The organism is Mucilaginibacter sp. Mucisp86, from assembly GCF_047324315.1.
Classification (GTDB): domain Bacteria; phylum Bacteroidota; class Bacteroidia; order Sphingobacteriales; family Sphingobacteriaceae; genus Mucilaginibacter.
Map to the genome: position 1 here is coordinate 2828265 of NZ_CP168503.1, position 24675 is coordinate 2852939.

At 43.5% G+C, this 24675-nt stretch carries 23 protein-coding genes; 11 read left to right on the top strand and 12 right to left on the bottom strand.

Annotated elements, in window-relative coordinates:
* Nucleotides 1–32: 32 nt before the first annotated feature.
* The 3 genes from ACEN9X_RS12025 to ACEN9X_RS12035 form a co-directional block, all read right to left on the bottom strand.
* A complete protein-coding gene (locus tag ACEN9X_RS12025; protein ID WP_091210289.1) occupies nucleotides 33–293 on the bottom strand; it encodes a Txe/YoeB family addiction module toxin in 261 nt (86 codons plus the stop codon).
* Nucleotides 284–487, bottom strand: coding sequence for a DUF2683 family protein (locus tag ACEN9X_RS12030; RefSeq protein WP_091210290.1), 204 nt, complete (start codon nucleotides 485–487; stop codon nucleotides 284–286). Before ACEN9X_RS12030 ends, ACEN9X_RS12025 begins: the two co-directional genes overlap by 10 nt.
* Before the next feature lie 83 nt (nucleotides 488–570).
* Complete coding sequence (locus ACEN9X_RS12035; RefSeq protein WP_413670596.1) at nucleotides 571–2325, bottom strand: M61 family metallopeptidase; 1755 nt, start codon at nucleotides 2323–2325, stop codon at nucleotides 571–573.
* Between the two features lie 182 nt (nucleotides 2326–2507).
* Between ACEN9X_RS12035 and ACEN9X_RS12040 the strand changes: the two genes are divergently transcribed.
* The 8 genes from ACEN9X_RS12040 to ACEN9X_RS12075 all read left to right on the top strand — a co-directional run bounded on the left by ACEN9X_RS12040 (nucleotide 2508) and on the right by ACEN9X_RS12075 (nucleotide 11595).
* The gene (locus tag ACEN9X_RS12040; RefSeq protein WP_413670597.1) at nucleotides 2508–2975 is read left to right on the top strand and encodes a MarR family winged helix-turn-helix transcriptional regulator; all 468 of its coding nucleotides are present in this window, start codon (nucleotides 2508–2510) and stop codon (nucleotides 2973–2975) included.
* 7 nt (nucleotides 2976–2982) lie between these two features.
* The gene (locus ACEN9X_RS12045) at nucleotides 2983–4062 is read left to right on the top strand and encodes an efflux RND transporter periplasmic adaptor subunit (protein WP_413670598.1); all 1080 of its coding nucleotides are present in this window, start codon (nucleotides 2983–2985) and stop codon (nucleotides 4060–4062) included.
* Between the two features lie 6 nt (nucleotides 4063–4068).
* Nucleotides 4069–7227 (top strand): efflux RND transporter permease subunit, encoded by a 3159-nt coding sequence (locus tag ACEN9X_RS12050; protein WP_413670599.1) that lies wholly within the window; start codon nucleotides 4069–4071, stop codon nucleotides 7225–7227.
* Nucleotides 7228–7236: 9 nt separating this feature from the next.
* Entirely contained in the window at nucleotides 7237–8553 is a 1317-nt protein-coding gene (locus tag ACEN9X_RS12055) for a TolC family protein (RefSeq protein WP_413670600.1), read from the top strand.
* A 41-nt stretch (nucleotides 8554–8594) separates the two neighbouring features.
* Nucleotides 8595–8975 (top strand): response regulator, encoded by a 381-nt coding sequence (locus ACEN9X_RS12060; RefSeq protein ID WP_110584211.1) that lies wholly within the window; start codon nucleotides 8595–8597, stop codon nucleotides 8973–8975.
* The gene (locus tag ACEN9X_RS12065; RefSeq protein ID WP_413670601.1) at nucleotides 8972–9838 is read left to right on the top strand and encodes an N-acetylglucosamine kinase; all 867 of its coding nucleotides are present in this window, start codon (nucleotides 8972–8974) and stop codon (nucleotides 9836–9838) included. Before ACEN9X_RS12060 ends, ACEN9X_RS12065 begins: the two co-directional genes overlap by 4 nt.
* A 322-nt stretch (nucleotides 9839–10160) precedes the next feature.
* Nucleotides 10161–10910, top strand: coding sequence for a glucose 1-dehydrogenase (locus ACEN9X_RS12070; RefSeq protein ID WP_091210298.1), 750 nt, complete (start codon nucleotides 10161–10163; stop codon nucleotides 10908–10910).
* A 103-nt stretch (nucleotides 10911–11013) separates the two neighbouring features.
* Nucleotides 11014–11595 (top strand): TetR/AcrR family transcriptional regulator, encoded by a 582-nt coding sequence (locus ACEN9X_RS12075; protein ID WP_413670602.1) that lies wholly within the window; start codon nucleotides 11014–11016, stop codon nucleotides 11593–11595.
* A gap of 19 nt (nucleotides 11596–11614) precedes the next feature.
* On the opposite strand, the gene lnt is transcribed toward ACEN9X_RS12075, so the two are convergent.
* A complete protein-coding gene (gene lnt / locus ACEN9X_RS12080) occupies nucleotides 11615–13249 on the bottom strand; it encodes an apolipoprotein N-acyltransferase (protein WP_413670603.1) in 1635 nt (544 codons plus the stop codon).
* Nucleotides 13250–13654: 405 nt separating this feature from the next.
* Complete coding sequence (gene rsmI / locus ACEN9X_RS12085; protein WP_413670604.1) at nucleotides 13655–14380, bottom strand: 16S rRNA (cytidine(1402)-2'-O)-methyltransferase; 726 nt, start codon at nucleotides 14378–14380, stop codon at nucleotides 13655–13657.
* A gap of 117 nt (nucleotides 14381–14497) precedes the next feature.
* Between rsmI and serS the strand changes: the two genes are divergently transcribed.
* Nucleotides 14498–15769: a serine--tRNA ligase gene (serS, locus tag ACEN9X_RS12090; RefSeq protein WP_413670605.1), complete on the top strand. Its 1272-nt coding sequence runs from the start codon at nucleotides 14498–14500 to the stop codon at nucleotides 15767–15769.
* A gap of 224 nt (nucleotides 15770–15993) precedes the next feature.
* Here the strand turns inward: serS and ACEN9X_RS12095 are convergent, their stop codons facing one another.
* The 4 genes from ACEN9X_RS12095 to ACEN9X_RS12110 all read right to left on the bottom strand — a co-directional run bounded on the left by ACEN9X_RS12095 (nucleotide 15994) and on the right by ACEN9X_RS12110 (nucleotide 19089).
* Entirely contained in the window at nucleotides 15994–16935 is a 942-nt protein-coding gene (locus ACEN9X_RS12095; RefSeq protein WP_413670606.1) for a nitrilase-related carbon-nitrogen hydrolase, read from the bottom strand.
* A gap of 77 nt (nucleotides 16936–17012) precedes the next feature.
* Nucleotides 17013–17822, bottom strand: coding sequence for an AraC family transcriptional regulator (locus ACEN9X_RS12100; protein ID WP_413670607.1), 810 nt, complete (start codon nucleotides 17820–17822; stop codon nucleotides 17013–17015).
* A 107-nt stretch (nucleotides 17823–17929) separates the two neighbouring features.
* Entirely contained in the window at nucleotides 17930–18757 is an 828-nt protein-coding gene (locus ACEN9X_RS12105) for an N-acetylmuramoyl-L-alanine amidase (protein WP_413670608.1), read from the bottom strand.
* A gap of 176 nt (nucleotides 18758–18933) precedes the next feature.
* A complete protein-coding gene (locus ACEN9X_RS12110; protein ID WP_143065138.1) occupies nucleotides 18934–19089 on the bottom strand; it encodes a lmo0937 family membrane protein in 156 nt (51 codons plus the stop codon).
* A gap of 146 nt (nucleotides 19090–19235) precedes the next feature.
* On the opposite strand from ACEN9X_RS12110, the gene ACEN9X_RS12115 reads away from it, so the two are divergent.
* Complete coding sequence (locus tag ACEN9X_RS12115; protein ID WP_413670609.1) at nucleotides 19236–20402, top strand: hypothetical protein; 1167 nt, start codon at nucleotides 19236–19238, stop codon at nucleotides 20400–20402.
* A 7-nt stretch (nucleotides 20403–20409) separates the two neighbouring features.
* On the opposite strand, the gene ACEN9X_RS12120 is transcribed toward ACEN9X_RS12115, so the two are convergent.
* The 3 genes from ACEN9X_RS12120 to ACEN9X_RS12130 all read right to left on the bottom strand — a co-directional run bounded on the left by ACEN9X_RS12120 (nucleotide 20410) and on the right by ACEN9X_RS12130 (nucleotide 23651).
* Nucleotides 20410–21798 carry a hypothetical protein gene (locus tag ACEN9X_RS12120; RefSeq protein ID WP_413670610.1) on the bottom strand — a complete coding sequence of 463 codons (1389 nt, stop codon included), beginning with the start codon at nucleotides 21796–21798 and terminating at the stop codon, nucleotides 20410–20412.
* A 293-nt stretch (nucleotides 21799–22091) separates the two neighbouring features.
* A complete protein-coding gene (locus ACEN9X_RS12125) occupies nucleotides 22092–22637 on the bottom strand; it encodes a ferritin-like domain-containing protein (protein ID WP_413670611.1) in 546 nt (181 codons plus the stop codon).
* 243 nt (nucleotides 22638–22880) lie between these two features.
* Nucleotides 22881–23651, bottom strand: coding sequence for a Ku protein (locus tag ACEN9X_RS12130; protein WP_413670612.1), 771 nt, complete (start codon nucleotides 23649–23651; stop codon nucleotides 22881–22883).
* Between the two features lie 224 nt (nucleotides 23652–23875).
* Between ACEN9X_RS12130 and ACEN9X_RS12135 the strand changes: the two genes are divergently transcribed.
* Nucleotides 23876–24571: an SIMPL domain-containing protein gene (locus ACEN9X_RS12135; protein WP_413670613.1), complete on the top strand. Its 696-nt coding sequence runs from the start codon at nucleotides 23876–23878 to the stop codon at nucleotides 24569–24571.
* The last annotated feature ends 104 nt before the right edge of the window (nucleotides 24572–24675 follow it).

Genomic DNA, 24675 nt, shown 5'->3' on the forward strand with positions numbered 1-24675 from the left:
AAAAGGCCAGCTTTGCAGCCGGCCTTCGTGGATCATTCATAATGTCCTCGTAAAGAATAAACATTGATGGTTTCATCAACCACATCATAGATAATGCGGTGTTCGGAGTTTATTCGTCTCGACCACTTTCCTGTTAATTTATATTTGAGGGGCTCCGGTTTTCCTATTCCTTCAAAAGGATGGGCTTTCATATCATTAAATATCTGCGAGATCTTTTTTTGAATAGCCTTATTGCCGGATTTTTTCCAGTATTCAAAGTCCCTTATCGCTTTTTCGTATAAGTCTATTTCCATAGGTCGTCGGTGTTTACCCTAACGCCTTTTTTGCCTGCTTTTCTTGCCGCTTCGCCTGCTAATACCTGTTCAACAAATTCGGCATTGTATGAGCCTTTATCATGTTTCTCAAAATTGATTTTGAGCGCTTTTAAAAAAGCTTTTATTGCTGCTGACTGTTCTTTGTTTTCAGGATGTACAATGAATGTTTCCATATACAAATTTAATCAATAATATTTAATTGGCATTAACAAAGAAGGCGCCGTGATGGGCGCCTCTTCTCAGTAAAAAACAATTTTTAAATCCTTAACCACTTTTTCCTTACAATCAATTGCTGCTCGCTCGGGCTGTCAACAGTTACAATATTATATTTAACACGGTTACTCTTCAACAAGGTAACCGGGAGGATAATGGCTTGTCCATCCCGGGTTACGGTAACTTCGATTTTATCGCCGGGATTTTTACCATTAATCATAGTTGCAGCATCGGTAACCGGTGTGCCGTCAATCGCGGTGATCTCGTCGTTTACGTTAATGCCATCGATATAAGCAGCGGTGCCACGTTGTACGCCGGTCACAATGATTTTTTTATTGGCTGTTGTTGCGGTGATGACACCTAAGGCGGCGTCATTTTTATCGGCCAGCTCGTCAACTACCTTATAACCGGCATAACCCAAGTATTTATTATAGTTTATAGGGGCAAGGCCGTTGATGTAACTGGCATAAAAATCATCCAGTTTTTTACCTGCGAATTTTTCAAAGGCAGCTTTAAATTCAGCATCGGTATAACCACGTTTTTTGATCTTGTAATACTGAGTGTACATGTACTTCATGGCATCATCTAACGAGTATTTGCCCTTGCTATCGTTGATGATCTCCAAATCAAGCATCATACCGATGATAGCACCTTTATTGTAGTATGAAATAGTGGTATTGTTTGAGTTTTCGTTAGGGCGGTAAGCTTTGATCCAGGCGTCGAAGCTTGATTCGGCAACGGTTTGTACATCTTTACCGGGCAGGTTTTCAAGGATATTGAACTCGCCTTCCAGGGTATCAAAGTAGTTGCCTACAGGGAATAGCTGCGTGCGGCGAACAATGATGCCCTGATAATACTCTGTAAAGCCCTCGGCTATCCACAGGTTGGTAGTGTAGTTTTCGTTATCATAATCAAACGGGCCTAACACAATTGGGCGTAAGCGTTTTACATTCCACAAATGGAAATGCTCATGTGCTACAAGGCCTAAAAAGCTTTGATAGCCTTTGTCATTAGCGTAGTTATCGCGTGATGCTCCTAAAACGGTGGAGCTCAGGTGTTCCAGGCCACCACCGTTACGCTGACGGTTGTGTACTATAAATACATAATGCTTGTTGGGGTTTTCGCCAAAAACGGCGACTTCCTGGTCTACAATTTTATGGATGTCTGATTTCAATCTTTCCTTATCATAATTACCGCCGCCGTACATGCAAATTTCATAATGAACGCCGGATGCATCAAAGCCAAAAACATCCTGGTTGCCTACTTCGATAGGGGAATCGAACAGGATATCAAAATTGGGGGATAAACGGGTGAAGGGATCATTGTTAACCATATCCAGGCTTGTTGACACCTTATCCCAGCCTTTGTATGGTTTGATGTGGATGGTTGCAGGTGAGTGCAGCATACTGGCCGGGTAAATGAAAATGCCGGTGGTTGAAAGGAAAGCATGTGATGCATCGATAAAGCTGGTACGCACCGAAAGTTCAAATGCGTAAACCCTGTATTTTACAGTTACAGATGAAATTCCTTTTGTAACAATTTGCCAGGTATTCTTATTGATTTTGGGTGCTGCAATTGGCTTGCCGTTGGTTTCGGCATTTAGTGATTCAATGTTTTTTGCGAACTCGCGTACCAGGTATGAGCCGGGCGTCCATACCGGCATTTTAAGTTCGAGTGTGTTTTGTTGAAGGCCGGTAATGTGCATTTCAATGTCAGCATAATGGGCCTGGGCTTCCGGAAACGAAACATTGTAGCTGATTTGAGCGTTGGCGGCCGCTTTGCTGATGGTAGTACTCATAATAAAAATCGTTAGAAAAAATAACGTGCGTAGGTTGGTCAGTTTCATGGTCGCAATTTATAAAAATTATATAATCAGTTATGAATGTGGCATTACTGCACCCCAAACACCGTTGTAAAATGGTTGATACATGCAACTATTGTTAATATTATGCTATTAGTTTTACATCGATTTTTAAGTCGATGGAACTGATTGAACCTATTTCGCGCAAGCTGATCCGCTTAGGTAAACTGTACGTGGATGTACTGGTTAAACATACCACTCACCTGGATGTTACCCGGTACCATTACATACTTTCGCTCATTTACGTTCATGACGGTCAACTTACCCAAAATGCTTTGGCGCACCTGCTGGGCAAGGATAAATCGGCCATGGTGAATATCATCAACCTGCTTACCGAAAAAGGTTTTGTTTACCGCGAAAACAACCCGAACGACAGGCGGCAGCAACTGCTACGGGTTACCGATAAGGCAAAACTGGCCGTGCCACAGATCATCGAAACATTTGAAAATATCAACGCAGATAGTACCGAAGGCATATCCGAAGCCGATATGCAGGTATTTGAAAGCGTACTTAGCCGCATGCATAAAAATTTAAAACCATTAATATCACCCGAAACAACCCTACAAGCTAAGCCACACACGGATTAAACAAAGTATGAAAACGAAATATATTATTTACACGGCGCTGGCCCTGCTGGTTGCCTATTTAGTTTACAATAAATTTTTTAGCGAGGGGGCAAAGAAATCGGCCGCGGCTATGGCTTCGGGTAAGGGTGATAAGAAAAAAGGCGGTCCGGTAGGCGTTAACGTAATGATAGTTAAAGATACCGCCGTAAATAACATTATTGATATTACCGGTACCATTGATGCAAACGAAAAAGTGAGCCTGATAAGTCAGACAGCAGGTAACATTACCGGCATATATTTCAACGAAGGCACTAAGGTAACAAAGGGGCAACTGCTGGTTAAAGTTTATAACCAGGATTTGGAAGCATCCCTGCAGCAAAACCAGTACCAGGTGGCATTGGCAAAACAACAGGAGAGCCGTAACCGCCAGCTGCTTCAAAAAGAGGCCATAAGCCAGGAAGAATATGATACCTCGTTAACTTCCTTAAACTCTTTGAAGGCTGCCGCCGATGTGATCAAGGCGCAGATTGCCCGTACCGAAATCCGTGCGCCATTTTCAGGCACTATCGGTTTAAGGAATGTGAGCCCCGGCAGTTATTTGTCGCCATCATCGCCTATTGCTGACCTGGTTAATATCGATCCGGCTAAGGTGACTTTTGCTGTGCCTGAAAGGTACCTTTCCATACTTGGCCCGGGAAGCAGGATCAGGTTCAAGACCGAAAGCTCGATGGAAAATTTTACAGGCACGGTATATGCCATTGATCCTTCCATTGATGCAAGCTCACGTACCATCACCGTGCGTGCTAAGGCGCCAAATCCTAAAGGCATCCTTACCGCGGGTAGTTTTGCCAAAATCAATTTAACACTTGATCAGATCCCTAAAACTATCCTGTTGCCAACAGAAGCTGTTATCCCCGATTTGAAAAGCAGCCTGGTTTGGATCTACCACAATGGCATAGCGGTATCAAAACCGGTAAAAACAGATCTGCGAACAGATACCAAGATCCAGGTTATTGAAGGGTTACAGCCCGGGGATAGTGTTGTTGTATCGGGCCTGATCCAAATGCGGCCGAAAGTGCCTTTGAAAATTTTAAAAGTTATTAAATAAACCAATATGAGTTTATCCTCAGTAAGTATTAAGCGGCCGGTATTGGCAACAGTAATGTCTGTGGTTATTGTTGTGTTTGGTATTATCGGCTATAAATTTTTAGGGGTGAGGGATTTCCCTTCGGTAGATCCGCCCATCATTTCGGTATCCACCAGTTACTCTGGTGCCAATGCCGATGTAATTGAATCGCAGATCACGGAGCCGCTTGAAAAATCCATTAATGGAGTACCTGGCATTCGTAACATCTCGTCAACCAGTTCGGTTGGGCAAAGCAATATCACTGTTGAGTTTGACCTTGATGCCGACCTGGAAACTGCCGCTAACGACGTGCGCGATAAAGTAAGCCAGGCCCAGCGCCAGCTGCCGCAGGATATTAACGCACCGCCGGTAGTAACCAAGGCCGATGCCAGCGCTGATCAGATCATTACCCTTACCGTAAGCAGTAATACCCGAAACATCAACCAACTGGATGATTACGCGGAGAATGTTTTGCTGGAAGGTCTGCAAACCATCCCCGGGGTAAGTACCATCAACGTACAGGGACAGCGCCAGTATGCTATGCGCCTGTGGATTGATCCTAACAAACTTTCGGCCCTTGGTGTTACGGCAACCGATATTGGTGCAGCTTTGGCTAAAGAAAACGTGGAGCTGCCTGCCGGTAAAATTGAAGGTAACAATACCGAGGTTACCATCAGGGCCTTAGGTAAACTGGCAACCGAGAAAGATTTTAACAACCTCATTATCCGTGCCGATAGCAGCAGGGTGATCAGGCTGAGCGATATAGGCTATGCGGTATTGGGTTCGGCGAATGAAGAAACCATCTTTAAAGAATCTGGTGTGCCGATGGTTGGTTTGGCTTTAGTGCCGCAACCGGGCGCTAACTATGTACAAATAGCCAAAGATTTTTACGCCCGTTTAGAGCAGATTAAAAAGGATCTTCCTCCGGATATTTCGGTAAAAGTGGCTTTGGATAATACCCGGTTCATTAACCAATCAATATCCGAAGTACAGGAAACACTCATTGTGGCCTTTGTGCTGGTGGTAATTATCATCTACCTTTTCTTCCGCGATTGGTTGATCGCTTTCCGTCCGCTCATAGATATCCCGGTATCACTGATCGGCGCGTTCTTTATCATGTACATTTTCGGTTTCTCCATCAATATATTAACCCTTTTGGGGATAGTATTGGCAACGGGCCTGGTGGTGGACGACGGTATTGTGGTAACGGAAAATATCTATAAAAAGGTAGAGGCCGGTATGGCAATCCGCAAGGCGGCTTTTGAAGGTTCGGCCGAGATCTTTTTCGCAGTTGTATCTACATCGGTTACGCTTGCAGCGGTGTTTTTACCTATTGTGTTTTTACAGGGCTTTACCGGCCGCTTGTTCCGCGAGTTTGCGGTAGTGGTGGCCGGGGCGGTGTTGATATCGGCATTCGTATCCCTGTCGTTAACACCGATGCTTAACGTGAAACTGATCCGTAAAAATCAAAAGAAATCAAAGTTCTACGAAAGAACGGAACCATTCTTTGTAAACATGATCAACTCATATTCTGAGTCGCTGGTTAAGTTTATGAAGCGCAAATGGGTGTCATTTGCCATTCTTGCTGCTTCAATCATTATCATTGGGGTACTGATAAAAGTTATCCCATCCGAGCTTGCCCCACTTGACGACCGCAGTCTGCTGCGTTATAGTGTAACCGGTTCGGAAGGTGCAACCTATGAGTACATGACCAAATACATGGACAAGGTATCTAACCTGGTTGAGGATTCAATTCCCGAATCAAACGTTAACCTTGAAATTGTTTCGCCATCATTTGGTGGCGGCGGCGCCTCAAATACCGGCTTCGGTAGGGTAGGGCTTGTTAACCCCGATGAACGGAAACGGACCCAGCAGGAACTTGCCGACTGGCTCAACGCTAAACTGAGGAAGATGCCCGATGCCCGCGCTATTGTGGTGCAGGAACAAACCATCAGCGGTGGTGGCTCGGGTTCCAAAACATCATTGCCGGTGCAGTACGTTATTCAGAACCAGGATTTTGAAAAGATCCGCAAGGTACTGCCAACGTTTTTTGCCGAGGTGTCCAAAAGCCCTGTTTTCCAGGGAACAGACGTTAACCTGAAATTTACCAAGCCCGAGCTGCGCGTAGTGACCGACCGTGAGCGCGCCCGCGATTTAGGTGTTTCAGTTGATGATATTGCTCAAACGCTGCAATTGTATTATAGTGCCGGCCGTTTGGATTATTTCCTGATCAATGGCAAACAATACCAGGTGATAGCTCAGGTTGACCGTGCCCATCGAGATCAGCCGCTTGATCTAAAATCAATTTATGTGCGAAGCTCAAAAGGTACATTAGTGCAGCTGGATAACGTAGTTAAAACAACCGAGGGAGCAACACCTCCGGCCATTTATCACTTCAACCGTTATAAATCGGCAACACTATCGGCTGGTTTGGCTCCGGGTTACACCGTTGGTGATGGTATCAAAGAAATGGACAGGATCTCCAAAAGCCTGCTTGATGATACTTTCAGTACTGCGTTAAGTGGTCCGTCACGTGATTATGCCGAAGGTTCATCGAACATCCTTTTTGCTTTTGGTTTTGCACTGTTATTGATCTACCTGGTACTGGCCGCCCAGTTTGAAAGCTTTATGGATCCATTTATCGTGATGCTTACTGTGCCGTTGGCTATTTCGGGTGCATTTTTATCACTGTGGCTGTTTAACCAAACGCTCAATATTTTCAGCGAGATCGGGATCATCACCCTTGTGGGCCTGGTAACCAAGAACGGGATCCTGATTGTGGAGTTTGCCAACCAGCGGATGGAGCAGGGGGTAGCCAAATACGAGGCTGTTGTTGAAGCTGCAACTGCGCGTTTACGCCCGATATTAATGACGAGTTTAGCCGTAGTGCTTGGTGCCGTGCCTATTGCGTTTGCCCTTGGCGCCGGTGCAAAAAGCCGTGTATCATTAGGTATAGTGATTATGGGCGGGATGTTGTTCTCTTTGGTTTTAACACTTTACATCATCCCGATGATGTACCTGCTGCTGGCCGCTAAAACCCGTAAAGACCATGACCGTGATCCCGAGGATATGGCCGCCGAAGCCGAAATGGCCGAAGCCGCACGTCATCCGCATCACCATGAACCTAAACTGATCGAAAACCTGTAATATAATATGATGATCAAGAAAATAACCTGCCTGGTTTTTGGTTTTGCAATGGTATCAACCATAGCCTTAGCCCAGCAGGACGCACCATTACTGACTTTAAAAGATGCGGTGGAAATAGCGCTGAAGAATAACTATAACATCAAGTTGTCGCAAAACAACTCAACAATAGCATCAAATAATGTAACATTGGGCAACGCGGGCGTTTTGCCGCAATTAACCGGAAATTTTTCGGATAATAACAGCCGCCAGTCAACCAAGCAGACACTTAGTACCGGTAAGGATAATAACATTAATGCACATAATTCAAACAATAGTTATGGCGTAAATCTTAACTGGACAATTTTTGATGGCTTCAATATGTTTGCCACTTATGACCAGTTGAAACAGCTTGATAAGCTTGGCGTTTTACGCTTACAGGATACTGTACAGCGCACAGTAGCCAACGTGGTTAATACTTATTATGATCTGATCAGTCAAAATGAACAGATCAAAGCGCTTAAGGGGGCCATAGGTATCTCACATACTCAACTGCGTATTGCTACAGATAAGTTTAATGTAGGCCGGGCATCAAGGCTTGATGTGCTTAATGCCCAGGTAAATCTCAATACCGATACCGGCAACCTGGTTATCCAGTATCAGCTGTTCAAATCAACCAAAATACAGCTTAACCAGTTGCTTATCCGCGATTTGCAAACAGACTTTTCGGTGGCAGATACCATTGTGGTTGACGATAAACTCATCCTGGCTGATGTGCTTAACAATGCGCAGCTACAAAACCCCGGCATACTATCGGCACAAATTAATCAGCGTTTGGCCGAGATCAACCTGAAACAGGTTCGCTCCACACGCTATCCGCAGGTGGGCTTAACATCAGGCTATGTATTCACCAACAGTAAAACGCCGGCAGGCTTTACGGTATCACAAAACGTGCACGGGTTTAATTACGGGCTTACGGCATCTATCAATATTTTTGACGGCTTTAATCAAAACAGGCGCGAAAAAAATGCAAAGATCCAGATTGACAATGCAGGTATCGCTGCCAAGCAAACCAAACTGAATATTGAAAGCCAGATTAACAGTTTGTTTGTAGCATATTTGTCTGGACTTGATTTGGTTAAGCTCGAAGAAGCCAACGTAAACCTTAACAAAAAGAACCTGGATATTACACTTGATAAATATAAGTTAGGCAATATTACTCCGCTCGAAGTTAGGGAGGCACAGCGTAACTATCTTGATGCACAATCAAAGTTTTTTGCTGCACAATACCAAAGCAAACAGGCCGAAATCATGTTAAAACAGATCACCAATAGCATTAACATCCAATAAAAAATATTTTAATAATAAGTTTAAAAACTTATTTTTGAAACATGACCGCCCCTTTTAAAACCTGCTTGCTTATTGATGATAACTACATTGATAACTTTATAACACGCCGGGTTTTAGAGAGCAGCAACTTTGCCGAAAATATCATTGTGCGTCAATCGCCAATGGAGGCTATTGAATCATTAAAAAACGGATCGGTAAACCCCGATGTTATTTTTTTGGATATCAGGATGCCTTTGATGAGCGGTTTTGAGTTTCTGCATGAATATGACGGTTTAGAAATTGCTAAAAAAGGAATAAAAATATATATGTTATCATCATCGCTTGACCCTACAGATATGAAGCAATCAAGCGATAATAAACATATAACCCAGTTTATTCATAAGCCACTTACTGTTAAAGCGCTCGAAGAAATTTGTCAATGATCTTAGTTGCAGATAGCGGATCATCAAAAACTGATTGGCTGCTGACCGTTTCAGACCAGGAAACCCGCTCGTTTCTTACCGCGGGGTTAAACCCTTATTTTTTAACCGAAAAGGAGATAGCCCGCATTGTGCTGGAGCAGGCCCCGGAAATGGTGGCGCTTGCTGCCGAGATTTCTGAAATTTACTTTTTTGGCGCCGGCTGCAGCAGTCCCGACAGGCACGAGATAGTATCCAATGCCCTGAGCACACATTTCGGCAAAGCTTATATCAGTGTTGACAGCGATTTGCTTGGGTGTGCTTATGCAACCTGTGGTCATGAAAAAGGTATTTGCTGTGTACTGGGAACCGGGAGTAATATCTCTTTTTTTGATGGCGAAGACATTTATGACGGCCAGCACGGTCTTGGTTTTGTTTTGGGCGATGAAGGCGCCGGCACCTGGTTTGGCAAAAAGCTGGTTACCGACTTTTTATATGGCAATATGCCACACGATATCAATCAGAAATTTGATAAGGCCTACCACCTTAACAAGGAGATCGTAATCAAAAACGTATATCAAAAGCCTAATGCCAATACTTACCTGGCATCATTTAGTAAGTTTGTAAGTGAAATTAAAACTACCGAATACGGCCATTCCATGCTGGTTGATGGTTTGGTTGAATTTATTGAAACAAATATCAAATCATACCCCGAGTATCATAAGTATAAATGTCACTTTGTTGGCTCCATAGCTTATTCGTTTTCTGAAGAGCTTGTATCGCTGTGCCACCTGCACGGCGTAAAAACTGGCAAGATCATTAAACATCCTATAAACGACCTGATGGCCTTTATCCTGAAAAGGAACGAAATGGCGACGGAAGAGTAGGGGGGGACAATAAGGAAAACCGATTGTCATTTCGACGAACAAGCAAGGGCTGTGCCGGGCTGAGGAGAAATCTTATACTCAATGCCTAAGTCGGACTAGCGATAATGCGTGGCGTACAAGATTTCTCTTTCGCCCCAACGCTTCATGCTCCACCGGCTCTATCGAAATGTCATTATTCCTTATCTTACACACGGCTATTACCTGGCGTATTAATTCTTATTTGTCATCCCAGCCTAATAAAAAATAATTTAGGAACGATTGTTCCAAATTGCACATACATTTGCGGAACGATTATTCCAAAATTAAATTAATCTTCCATAAAATGAAAAAATTAGAGAACAAAGTAGCAGTTGTAACAGGGGCATCAAAAGGTATCGGTGCAGGCATAGCTAAAAGCCTGGCCTCAGCAGGAGCGGCAGTAGTTGTAAACTATGCGTCGGATAAAACAGGCGCCGATAAAGTTGTGGCTGAGATTGCCGCAAATGGTGGCAAAGCTATCGCTGTACAAGGCAGCGTAGCGGTAAAAGCAGATGTTGATCGGCTTTTTGCTGAAACCAAAGAAGCTTTTGGTGGTGTTGACGTTTTGGTAAACAATGCAGGTGTATATCAATTTACGCCGATAGAGGCCGTTACAGAAGAAGAATTTCACCGTCAGTTTAATACCAACGTACTTGGTTTGTTGCTTGCTACTCAGGGAGCGGTAAATAACTTTGGTGATAATGGCGGTAGCATAATCAACATAAGCTCAACTGTAACCCGCATTACCCCACCACAAAGCGCTATTTATACCGGCACTAAAGGCGCGGTTGATTCTATCACACAGGTATTATCAAAAGAGCTTGGCCCTAAAAAAATCCGTGTAAACGCAATTAACCCGGGCATGGTTGAAACCGAAGGTACGCACACAGCAGGGTTTATCGGCAGCGATTTCCAGGTTGAGATTGAAAAAACTACACCGTTGGGCCGCATCGGTCAGCCGGATGATATTGCACCTGTTGCCGTATTCCTGGCATCTGATGAGTCACGCTGGTTAACCGGCGAAATTATTCTTGCAAGCGGCGGTGTAAGGTAAATTACGCTGCTTAGGGCTATTTAGGGGCGCTAACGAGAATACAGATTAACAATTAACTAAAAATGAATAGCTTTGCCCACAAAACGGGTAAAGCTTTTCTGTTATGGCACGAAGTAAAGATTTTGATGAAGCCGAGGTGTTGAGCAAGGCCGTTTGCATTTTTTGGCATAAGGGCTACAATGGCACGTCTATGCAGGATTTGGTTGACGGTTTAGGTATAAGCCGCTCGAGCTTGTATGATACCTTTGGCGATAAACACGCTTTATACATTAAAGCTTTGGATAGCTATCAAAAGGCCGGGGGAAGCCAGATGTGTGATATTATCAATAATACAGCATCGGCCAAAGAGGCGATAAAGAAACTTTTGGAGCTTACTATGAGCACGCTGCTAAATGATGAGCAACGCAAAGGTTGTTTTATGGTAAATGCAGAAATTGAACTGGCATCGCTTGATGCTGAAGTTAAGAATGTGATCTGCCGGAATGAGCAGCAGTTTGAAAACGCGGTTCTTAGTGCTATAAAAAAGGGACAGGAGAGTGGTGAGATCCGTAACACCCAGGATTCCCTTGCATTGGCCCGGTTCATAATGAATGCGGTAAGGGGCATGCAGGTATCTGCCAAAGCAACTGCCGACAAGGCTTTTTTTGATGATATCATCAAAACCACCCTATCAATACTTGATTAACGGTTTATGTGTTAAACTTTTAAGCCGTTAAGGTTTGTTTCTTTCTCAACCTCATTCCTAATAAAAATAATATGCCAACGCCAGCTAACGCACTGCCTGCTTGCGGGATATAATCGCCGTGTTTGACGTAGAAAGTAAGCTCGCTGTTAAGGTTAATATCCTGTTTGATGGCGGTTTTAACCCACCAGTCGGTGTGTTTAACCACATCGCCGCGTTGATTGATGAAGCCGGAAATACCGGTGTTGGCCGATTGACAAACCCAGCGGCGCGTTTCAATAGCGCGAAGTTTGGCGTAATCCAAATGCTGGTCTTTACCCGAGGTGTTTTCCCACCAGCCATCGTTGGTGATAATGGCGATAAACTGGGCTCCTTTTTTAACCGAGCGGGCAATATACCCTCCCCATATCGATTCATAGCAAATAACAGGATCAACCCCGATGCCGCTTTGGGAATAAAGCACTTTTGCATCCTTTTCGGGGGCATAATTGCCTGTGGCGCCACCTAAATGCTCAAATACGGGTTTTAAGAATGAAAGCGCATCTCCAAAAGGCAATGACTCTGCCCCGGGCACTAAACGCGATTTGTGGTAGGCTTGGATGCGGTCGCCATTTTCAATGTTGAGGGCTGTACTGTAAAAATCTGCAAACTGGTCGCCCCCCCATGGCGAAGGAACCGCTGTTGGTGTAGCGCGGTTGTTATACAGCCTGTATGTTTCAGCTCCGGTAACCAGGTTGCCGTTCGGGTACTTGCGTAAAAAGAACTGGGCTTGTTTAATAAAGTCGTTTTGGCCTATCTGATCTTCGTTAATATAAACAGGCGCTGGAATAGCCGTTTCGGGCCAGATAAAAAATTCGGTGTTGGGCTGTGCCACCTGTCTTGAAAGATGGATCAGGATATCAATTTGCAAGGCCGGAGGGATGGTACCGTCCTTTTCATATGGGTCGATATTGGGTTGTGCAATAACAATATTTGATGGGTTTACTTCTTCAACGTAATTGCTGTAAACCGATAGTGAGTAACCGAGAGGCGCTGCTATCGCTATCAGCAAAGCTGCGGATAAAGCCATCCGTGTGTTTTTTGTTTGAGCTTCGCGAAAGCCAATGTAAATTAAAAAAACGAGGATATTTACAGCCCAGATCCATACAGTACCACCGTACACGCCGGTGTACTCATACCATTGCACCCACTGATGTGCTACGGCAAAGCCGTTACCAAGGGTCATCCACGGAAAGTAAAGATCCCAGCTTTGGTGCAGGTATTCGTATCCTATCCAAAAGCAAACCAGGCCAATGAGCGCTATCCAGCGGGGAGCAACCAATCTTAGTCTGTAATATAGCCAGAAAGCTGTTGCCATCAACAGTGGCCCAAGCGAATAGGGGATAAGCGTAATGGGAATAGCTACAACCTCGCCAACTATTTTAAGCGCATTGTAAACCCAGTAAACAGACAGTGAGTTCCAGATAAAAAATCCGATGAAAGTTACATTAAATACCCGTCTGCCTTTTTTAGGCCTGGCATCATTAATGATGTTTTCAATGGCCAGCAGCATAGGCACAAAGCCTATAAAAAGTAAAAATGTAGTATAAGGGGTAGGCGGCCAGGCTATCCATAAAAGTAAGCCCGATAGTATGGCTAATGGTAGTTTTTTTTTCATGTAGATGACAATGTATTATTCAGTTGTCGCTGTATTTATTCAGAACCGTCATTACGAGGTTATTTAGTTTATTTACTTATATTAACAATGCCATTGCGAGCGCAGCGTGGCAATCGCACGGAAGTACAGCCGTTCTGTATAGTATGTGATTGCTTCGTACCTTATAATGACGTGATCGTAAGTTGTTGATTATTAAATATATTTTAAAATCGATTTTATAACATGGGCGTTGCCTACGGCCCGGGCTTTCCGTTACAAGTCCTCGCTTTTCCTGCCCTCACTCCCTACACACGCTGTGGGCTTTACACTGCAATCCCTAACGCGGCCCCCGCACGGAAGCACAGCCGCTCTGTATAGCATGCGATTGCTTCGTTCCTCGCAATGACATACAGGAGAGCAGTTGCTTTATTCCTCCTCATCCCTGTCATACTTTCCCTTTGCCGGCTTAGCCGCAGCCCCTGCAACACACATTACAAACTCGCCTTTCATGGGGTGTGTTTCAAAGTACTGTTTTACTTCAAGCACAGTACCCCGCACGGTTTCTTCAAACATTTTGGTAAGTTCGCGCGATACGGAGATTTGCCTGTCGGCCCCGAAATAAGTTGCCATTTCATCCAGTGTTTTTAACAAACGGTGGGGCGACTCATATAGTATGATGGTGCGTTCTTCTTCGGCCAAAAACTTGTACCTGGTTTGGCGGCCTTTTTTCAGCGGTAAAAATCCCTCGAAACAAAACTTATCGGTAGGGAAGCCCGAGTTAACCAGTGCCGGTACAAAGGCGGTAGCGCCCGGCAGGCATTCCACGGCGATATTAAACTTTAATGCTTCACGTACCAGGAAAAAACCCGGATCGGAAATTGCCGGTGTACCCGCGTCTGAAATAAGCGCGATGTTTTTCCCCTGCAGCAAAAACTTAATGATCTCGTTGCTTGATTGATGCTCGTTATGCTGATGGTGCGCGAATACTTTTTGATGGATCTCGAAGTGTTTGAGCATCGGAGCGGAGGTGCGGGTATCTTCAGCCAGTATCAGATCCACTTCCTTTAGCACGCGGATAGCCCTGAAGGTCATATCTTCCAGATTGCCTATCGGGGTGGGGACTAAGTATAGTTTGCCTATGGGATTGTTCATGGTTCATAGATCATAGTTCATGGATATTGGTTGATGGTTTTTAAATTTCATAAATCAGCTATGAACTATGAACCATAAACAATGAACTAATTATATCTTTGCCTAAAAAATAAAATAATGCTGCAAGTTAGTTATATCCGTGATAACCGGGAACAGGTTTTGGAACGTTTGGCTGTAAAAAATTTTAAACAGCCCCAACTGGTTGATGAAATAATTGAACTGGACGATAAACGTCGCTCCACTCAAACCAGTATGGATAATGTTTCGGCCGAGGCCAATGCAGCTGCAAAACAGATAGGTGAGCTGATGCGCGCCGGAAAAAAAGAAGAGGCTGAAGGGCTTAAAGGCAAGACTGGTGCCTGGAAAGAGGAGATCAAGAAATTGGGAGACCTGCTTGCCATTACCGAAGAAGAATTATACCAAAAACTGGTGTTGTTGCCAAACCTGCCACATAGTTCAGTACCCCAAGGCTTAACTCCTGAAGACAATGAAGTAGTATTGGAGAATGGCAAAAAACCAGAGTTGCCGGCTGATGCTTTGCCGCACTGGGAGCTTGCTGCAAAATACAACCTGATTGATTTTGAACTGGGCGTTAAAATAACCGGAGCCGGTTTCCCTGTATACAAAAATAAAGGTGCCAAACTGCAACGTGCTTTGATCAATTACTTTATTGACGAAGCCGAAAAAGCAGGCTACAGCGAAGTAAGCGTGCCTTTAATGGTAAACGAAGCATCAGGCTTCGGTACTTCACAATTGCCGGATAAAGAAGGGCAGATGTATCACGTAGGTATCGATAACCTGTACCTGATCCCTACTGCCGAAGTGCCTATTACCAACCTGTACCGCGAGGTGATATTAAAAGAAGACCAGTTACCTGTACGTAACTGCGGCCATACACCATGTTTCCGTCGTGAGGCTGGATCATATGGCGCACACGTTCGTGGTTTGAACCGCCTGCACCAGTTTGATAAGGTGGAGATTGTAACTATAGCTCATCCCGATAAATCATACGAAATTTTGGAGTTGATGAGTAGCCATGTGCAAGGCTTGTTACAAAAATTAGGCTTGCCATACCGCGTATTGCGCCTTTGCGGTGGTGATATGGGTTTTGGATCTGCCTTAACCTACGATATGGAAACCTGGAGCGCAGCACAACAACGCTGGCTGGAAGTTTCATCAGTATCAAACTTTGAAACTTTTCAGAGTAACAGGCTTAAACTACGTTTCCGCAATGCCGATGGTAAAACACAATTAGCGCATACGTTAAACGGCAGTGCACTGGCCCTGCCGCGTATAGTTGCTACTTTATTGGAGAATAACCAAACCGAAAAAGGTATTAAAGTGCCGGAGGTACTTGTGCCGTATACTAAGTTTGAGTGGATTGATTAGTAGTCCCCCAGCCCCTAAAGGGGAGTTTTGAAAAGATAAAGGCCCGGTAGGTTCACCCTGCCGGGCCTTTATCTTTTTTCCCTGCGCTCGTTTTCAACGAGTGCTTAACATGGGTTAGCGTTTGTAACGCGACTGGCGATGCAATCGCCAAACCGGATTAAGCGCTCATTACAAATGAGCGCAAGTTGTACACCGGTGGTGATATGTACATCGGTATCTTAATATCAAAGCCAAACCACTTTCTGAAAACTTTCATGTTCGCGGCCGATGATATCACGGTATAGATCAGGCTTCCTGGCCTGGACGTAACGATAGCCCCCTGCTTTTTCCAATTTATCGGGTGTTAGTTCGGCCAAAACAATTTCGTTATTCAATGATCGGCATTCGCTCATAATATCGCCGTAAGGATCAATGATCATGGAACATCCGTTTTTTAGCTGGTCATCATCCATGCCTATTGGGTTGGAGAATATGGCATAAACCGCGTTATCATAGGCCCGCGCTGGCAACCATTTCATCAGCCATTGCCTGCCCTTAAGGCTGTCAAACTCCTGGCGAAGCAGATGAGCGTTTGCTTCTTTATTTTTCCATAATTCCGGGTCAACAAAACCGGCACCTGGTCGGGTTGACGGTGTACACATGGTAACGTGCGGCATAAAAATTACCTGTGCCCCAAGCAAGGTAGTTGCGCGTACATTTTCAATTACATTATTATCATAACAAATAAGGATCCCGCATTTCCATCCATAAAAATCAAATACGGTATATGCGGTGCCCGGTAAAAGATGCGTATTGATAAAAGGATGTAATTTGCGATGTTTGGCAATGAGCCCGGTTTTATCAACGCATACATAGGCTTTAAACAGATTGTCATCTTTGTCCTTTTCAAACAGGCCGGCCAGTATGGCAATGTTATATTTTCGGGCATATTCGGTTAATGTGGTGATGCTCGGTCCGCCGGGAATTTCTTCGGCGAGATCAAGCATCTGTGCTTTGTTAAGTTTCCTGGCAAATGTGTAGCCTGTTATAGAACATTCATGAAAAGCAATTGCTTTGGCTCCTTGCGCCGCCGCATCCGCCGTCATTTGCTCAATAACCGATAAATTGTAGGCTTTATCGCCACTTTTATTTTCAAATTGTGCCGTGGCGATTGTTAGGTTTTCCATATGCTGATCATTTTTTTTCATTTCAAAATTATCCGAAGTATAGCGGATTGCATTGTAAAAAACCGACAAATGCAATTTTAAACCAACGGCATAAAGTTAATTGCCAGTAGATTATGATTGGCTTTGTATTGCAGGGGAGTAACGCCGGTATGTTTCCGGAAAAAGTGATTAAGATGCGCCTGGTCATAGTATCCGCAGGCATAGCTCAATGAACTTAGCTCTTTTATTGAAGATAGTTTTTGTAGTTGCTTGAGATAGGTTTGAAATTTTACTGCGTCGATAAACTTTTTGGGAGAGATGCCAACTTCCTCGTTGAACTTACGCTCAAGCTGCCGTTCGGTTACAGGTATCTTGGTCAGCAGGGTTTGAACGTTGATAATGCCTTTATTTGCATGAATGATGCTTATAGCCTGATCTGTAATGCCAGCATATTTGACTTTGGAAGCGGTCTTTCTTAATAAAAACTGTTCGGCAATTGCGGCTGCAGCAGGAAGGTTGGCAGCGTTTGCGATCCTGTCTTCAAGATCGAGAGCTTCCTGTCCGAAAAGATCTTTTAACGGTACGGTGTTGTCATTTAGCTCATAGGCATGCAGGCCAAGCAGGGGTAGAAATGCATTGGGTTGTAAAACTATAATCAGCATAGCCAGTTCACCCGCCGAAATAATATCACTATAATGAGTTATTTGCCCATAAACAAAACTGCCTGGCTGCTTGCTGGCAAAGGTGTGTAGCTGGTTGTATTGGAGTAGGGGAGCTTTTAAATGAAATACCATCCCAGGGTTTCCGTCAGAAAACAGACGGTAATTCATGACAGCATGCTGTTTATGCGCTATAATTAAATAATGCTTAACAATACCCGAAAGCAAAGGATGTGGGGCTATTTGCATGGTGATGTGACAAACCCTATAAAGATAATTATTCCCTCTTGTAAATAATTATCCAGTTATGGAGCTGTTCGATACTCCCCCTTTAGGACCCTTTAGGGGGCGGGGGGCTAATATTTTCTATAAACGTTATAAAGTATATTTAAATCCAACTGCGTCATTACCGGTGTTTCATCAGTTTGTACAAAGTGACGTTTAAAAGCAACGATGGCCACAGGCAGGTTGCTGATATCATAGCCGATGAGCTTAAGTGCAGTGGCATAATCAAAATTATCGGGCGGAAGCTCAAGCAACTCTTCTCTCCAAAAACCAAAGCCTTTTTGAGCTAATAGTTTCCATGGAAATAATGGTCCCGGGTCTGGTTTGCGTAGCGGTGCTATATCCTGGTGCCCGATAAAATTGGCCTGCGGGATATTGTAAGTTTTCTTTAACTGAGCCAATAAAGCCAGCAGGCTTTTTATTTGTACATCATTAAAAGGTTCGTGCCCGTTATTGTCAATCTCAATGCCAATGGAACAGCTGTTCATATCAGTGATACTTCCCCATTTGCTGATGCCTGCATGCCAGGCCCGCAGGTAATCATTGAGCATATGATAAACCTTACCGTCTTTACTTACTACGTAATGTGCGCTTACCTGGGGTTTTACTAAGGTGAAAGTGTTGAGGGTTTGTTTAACCGAATCCTGTGCAGTATAATGAATGATTACATAGTTAGGTTTGCGCAGGTTAAAATTTACGGTACCTATCCACTCTGATGGAATAGCCTCACCTACACTGTCAACCAGCATAGCCGGTTGTTCGCGACTGATGACTTCAACTAATGAGTCGGTTTGGGTATGATACACTTTATTGGTGGTAGCGTAGGGTTGTACTTTAGGTGAGCATGCGCTAATGGCGGCTATAGCTGCAATAAACAATGAAATGTATATATTTTTCAAACCTTGATTCTCCTGATTTAAGGATTTATCCTGACAACTAAACAAGTATACAAAAAACCTTGATCCATTTGATTTAAAGACTTTCTGATTTTATCAGGTAATCCGCAAATCAAGCGAATCAAGGTTCAGATAGTTTATCTCTTTTGAGATAGCCTATGATTTTATTTTCAGCGGTTTTATATAGCTGTCGACCGCCTGATTAAGCCTAATAAAAGCGCGATAATGGCTATTACCAGCAAGATATGGATCAGGCCGCCTACCGATGTGAAAAATACGCCAATTGCCCATCCTATAATAAGGATCACTGCAATGATATACAGGAGTGAGTTCATAATACTTTGTTTTAATTAATGATTTTCATAGATATTAGTATAATAGCCTTATTGCTTTAAAAGTTTTAAGAAATTACTTTTTTGCGGATAAAAGCACTCATTTACAGCGCCTGTAATGTATCTTTAGCAACATACATCATAAACCGATGAAATACTTTTTACTGTTTATCTGCCTGCTTCCGGCAGGGTTTGTTATTGGCCAGTCGAAACTACCCGTGACCAAAGCGACATCAAAAAAAGTAGCCATTAACGATGGCGGATTTCTGGATAAGAATGCCTGGTCGCTTTCGCCAAAAATGCGACCTGATGTTTATACTGCCGACAGGACACGGGCAACTAAATGGGTTACTTTTTATACAGATATAGATTCCATAAGGGTAAAGGTTAAACCTGGTACCCGATATAATTTCGTCATCCTGCTTAACGGAAAGGATTCGTGCTATACACAAATAGCGAGCGCTATTCCACCGGTAAATAAACAGAATGGGGGCGTTACCAAAAACGATACTATTCCGTTTAAGCTTACGGCCTATAGCGCCATAGCGGTAAAAGCTGTAATGAATGATACCGATACGTTAAACCTGCATTTTGATCTGAGTTCGTTTGATTTTCATTTAACTAAGGATGCTATACTAAAGAAGACTAAGCTATTGCCCAATCACGCCGATGTGCTGGCGGGTAAAGCAAAGCCGAATTTTAATGAAATGAGCAAAGTGCTAAAACTGCAAATGGGAACGGCTGTTTGGCACAATCAGGAAATTTTACCCACAAACATAACCTCGACGGGAATGGATGGCCGGTTTGGCTGGAACCTGTTTGAAGGTAAGTTGGTAGAGGTTGATTATGATAACAATCGTATCATCATCCATAACACAAAGCCAAAGGGGTTGAAAAACTATGAGCGCTCGAAGATTGGGTTTATGCGGTCGTTTCCTTATGCTATCGGAATGTTTGAAATAGGCAGGAAAAAATACACCGGCAATTTTTCGATGGATACCGGGTCCGATCAATCAGCAATACTGGACAGTGCCTGGGCAGCTAAAAATGATTTCCCGACTAATTTAAAAGTTATCAAGTCATCCACCATCAGCGACCCTCGTGGGGTAAAGTATGATATGAAAATAGTAGAAGCTCCGCTGTTCAGGCTTAACGGCTTCCCGGTTACCAATGTGTCAACGCTTATTTTGAGCAATAAAAATCCCCTTGGTTTTGAAATTAACTATCTGGGTAATGGTTTGTTAAAGAGGTTCAATATGATAATCGATTTTAAGAATGATTATCTTTATTTGAAACCGAATAAATTATCGACCTGAACTTGATTTAGCTCCCAGCAGGCACCGCCCAGCTTTGCTGGTCCAAAACCGGGTTCACATCCATATTGTCATATTGGATATTAAGCTTTTGCTGGCCGCTTGTTGTTGCCTCATGATAGGGAATGGTGATACCCTGTACCGGCCGAAGATCTGACAACATCGAGAACAGTGTTTTGTCGCCCACCTTATAGCCGTAAGCCATCAACTGGTTTTGATCATTTATAGCAAATATATATTCGTTACCATTTAACTTGCATTGAACGGTGTACATGTTATTGGCGGGGATTTTTTGCGTATTGATGATCTGCATTTGATCAAGCAATGATTTACGTAAACCGAGAACCCCGGTGTAAAGGGCTGTTTTTACCTCGGCTACGCTACTGGCCGGCAGATCGGACTTGTTACCGCTGCTCCACTGCCATCCGGTATTGCCTTCAGTTTGCTGCACCGAAACAGGTTTGCCGTTTTTCCATATTTCAACACGCACCTTGCTGTTGGGTATATCAATCAGCTCAACAACTTTTAACCCCGAAACAGAGCCTGTTAATCGTGCTGTTTTCAATGCATTCAGTTTATCGCCACCATGAGTGGCATTAGCTTTTAAAAGCAGTGTTTTTCCATCCGGGGCAGCGGCATTATTGGCAGCAGTGTTTTCCGAAGTCTTTTTAGCCCCTGTTAATGACTTTGTGTTGTTGGCAGTAGCATTGTCATTATTGTCTACAAAAAATACCCGTCCGTCAACCACAGCCATACGGGTTTTACCACCCATATCGCAAAAAAAGCTGTGCAGTTCGGTATGGCCATCAGTATAGGTAAGCGTAAGCACCCCTTTGTTTATTTTATAGGTACCGCTGCCGTCCTTACTGCTCGAACTGCCGCCGCCAACATTTTCGCCGGCTACAACGGAGCCCGAATAACGTGAATTGCTAAAGTGACCCTTTTCGTCGAAATTTAATCCCTGTGTGCTTAAAGCACCTACGTAAGTTGTGCCATAGGCTGCGCCTCCACCGCCCATAGCGCTGATAAATGAATAATAGCCCGCAGGTATAATATTCCCCTGAAGCTTAAACAACTCATGTGCATAATTAGAAAGGCTTCCGTATTTGGTTATGGCATAAACAGACGAGCTTTTGGTGTATTTAAGGGTTACCTGTCCTTTGCTTATAGTGTAATGGCCACTCACGTTGGTTTGCCAGTCGGTACGGTTAAGCACATCATTGAAAGTGCCATCGGGCCTGAACAATATAGCAATGTCTGTTCTGTTCATGCCGCCGCCAAATATGGGGCTTGGCGAAAATTCGCATCCTGCATAAACGCCATCTAATTTGTCCTGGGCAAAAACAGAAGCGCAAAAGCAGACTAAAAAGGCAAATAGTACCAGTTTGAATTGTTTCATAGGGCGTCGGTTTTTGACGATAAACCATATTCTCTGGTTATTGTTTGTGGAAAGATTTTAATTAATAGGAGAGTATACAAGTCATTTCGACAAGGAACAAGGGGAAATCTTATACATCCAGCCATCTATATAGCATGCTGATTTGCGAGGTGTATAAGATTTCTCTTTCGCCCCGGCGCACACGCCCCGCCCGGCTCTGTCGAAATGACAATTTGGATGAAAAGGTTTTTTTACAAAAACGGCCGCAAGGAATAAATCCCCTGCGACCGCTCTTAAAAAAACTAATAAACGGTTTAAGCTTTTTCTGCTTTTGATGCCTGGTTAATGCCGGCCTCGGCAATTTGAGTGAGCAGGCTATCGCATGTTTTTTCTTCCTGTAAGGTTGAATCAAGCAGTTCGGCTGCATGATCATACCCCAATACACTGGCCAAAGTGCGGAGCGTACCGTAAGATGCAATTTCATAGTGCTCAATTTTTTGAGCTGCTGAAATAATCCCTGCATCGCGGGTAATGCTGCCTTTTTCTGTTTCGGATACAATTTCTTCGCCTTCCTTGATCAATCCGGCCATTGCTTCACATTTTACTGCTACGGCCTTTTGACCGATAGATGCGAAAGCATCTTCCAAACGGATGACCTGGCGTTCAGTTTCGGCCAGGTGGTTTTCAATAGCAGAACGTAATTCATCAGATGTTGCTGCTTTAGCCATTTTGGGTAATGCTTTGGTAAGATGTTTTTCGGCCCAATAAATGTCTTTTAATTCATCAATAAATAACTCGTTCAAGGCCGATTCCTGCACATTGGCAGTTTGCTCGGGTGATTTTACTTTTGTAGTTGCCATGGTAGATATTTTAATGTTTTTGCGAGGAAATATCTACAAACACAAAGCCGAATTTTATTATTTAAACAATTAAATTAATTATTATGATAATTTTAAGCATATCCAAGACTGGATTTTTCGTCTCAGCATGAAACTTGCCGGCAAGCGCCTGCAATCAAAAGTTCTAAAAAGCATACAACATGCCCGATTTTAAGGAATTAAGTAAGCCGACATAATACTTCCAACTCCCGGCTTCGGACTTCATCAAGCTCCTTTCTTTGTTTTTAAACTTGCCATCAGTTGATCGTATAGATCATCACCGCCGGTTTTACGCGGTTTAAGCTTTTTAACCTTGGCGCGTTTGCCTTTTGATTTGGCTTCGATGATTTTGAGCAGTTCATCATTATACTCATCCTTAAATTTGGATACGTCGAAATCTTCGGCGTATTGGTTTATCAGGGTGAGCCCCATATCCAGTTCTTTTTTACTTACATCAATCTTATCGGGCAGATTAAGGTCATCCGTATTGCGGATCTCCTGTGCAAAACGGATACGGGTAACCACCAGTACATTTTTAAGCGGATGAACTATACAAAGGCTTTCGGTACTGCGCAAAACGAAACGCGCCAGTCCTGCTTTTTTTGATTGTGTCAATGCCTGGATAAGCAGGGCATAGGCTTTATTGTTTTTGGTATCGGGCTCGGTGTAGTATGATGTTTCATAAAACATAGGGTTTACATCGGCTATATCAACAAAGCTTTCTATTTCAATTACTTTGCTTTTTTCGGGTGCGGCATCTTCAAAATCCTGCTCATCCATAATCACATAATCCTCATCCAGCTTGTAGCCTTTTACTATTTTGTCGTACGGTACCTCCTTATGGGTATTTTCATTCACCCGCTGATAGCGGATGCGCGCGTGATCGCGACTGTCCAGCATATCAAAGTCGAGCGAACTGGTTTGCACCGCCGAATACAATTTAACAGGAATGCTCACCAACCCAAAACCTATCGAACCTTTCCATATCGATCTCATAGCCAAATAACTTAATGTGTTGTAATATAACCATTAAAGGTTGAATGGGTTTGAGCGAGTGTTTATTAGGTTTCTGTGGAGAGGGGAATTGAAATTTCACTCCAGGCAAAACCACTCCTTTTTATTTACAAGTATACCAGTGGCTTAGTAAATAATTGTAGCCTTACTGTTACATATTAAACTAAATACACGTTACCTTAGTCATAACATCAAATAAAATACACATGAAAAAGCTATTTATCCTTGCCGCACTATTAGCAACTACTGTTGGAGCATTTGCCCAAAACGTTGACCTTAGGCGTAAAATTGAAGTTACCGGTATTGCCGAACAGGACGTTACCCCTGATATTATAAATGTAACCATATCACTTCAGGAATACATGGACGGCAAAAAGCACATCGCCATCAATGACCTGGAAGATCAGTTGGAAAAAGCCGTGAAAGATGCCGGCATTCCATCGTCAGATTTTACAGTGAATAATGTATCGGCCTGGAACAACACTTACCAAAAGAAAAAAGCACCCGACTTTTTGGCCAGCAAACAATACGGCTTACGTGTGCGCGATTTGAACAAGTTTAACCAGATCATGTCGAAGATTGATCCCAAAGGCATCCAATCAACCAATATTGAAAGCTACGACTATTCAAAAATGGCCGATCTGAAACGAGATCTTAAAATCAAAGCCCTACTTGCCGCACGCGATAAAGCAACTTACCTGTTAGCTGCCCTTGGCGAAAAACTGGGTGGTGCAATTAACATTACCGAAAGTGATAACAGCAGCTTCCCGCAGCCACGCGTTTATGCCAATGCTATGATGTTCAAAGCATCGGCCGACAGCAATGTTGCAGAATCAGATATCAGCTTCAAAACTATTAAGCTGAGCTTCCAGATCCAGGCGGTGTTTGAGATAGTGAAGTAGTATCGCCCCCCGGCCCCCTGAAGGGGGAGTTTAAAAAATCTGAAGCCTCTGTGAAAACAAACAGGGGCTTTTTTTATTATCTCTAAAATAAACACCCCCTTTAG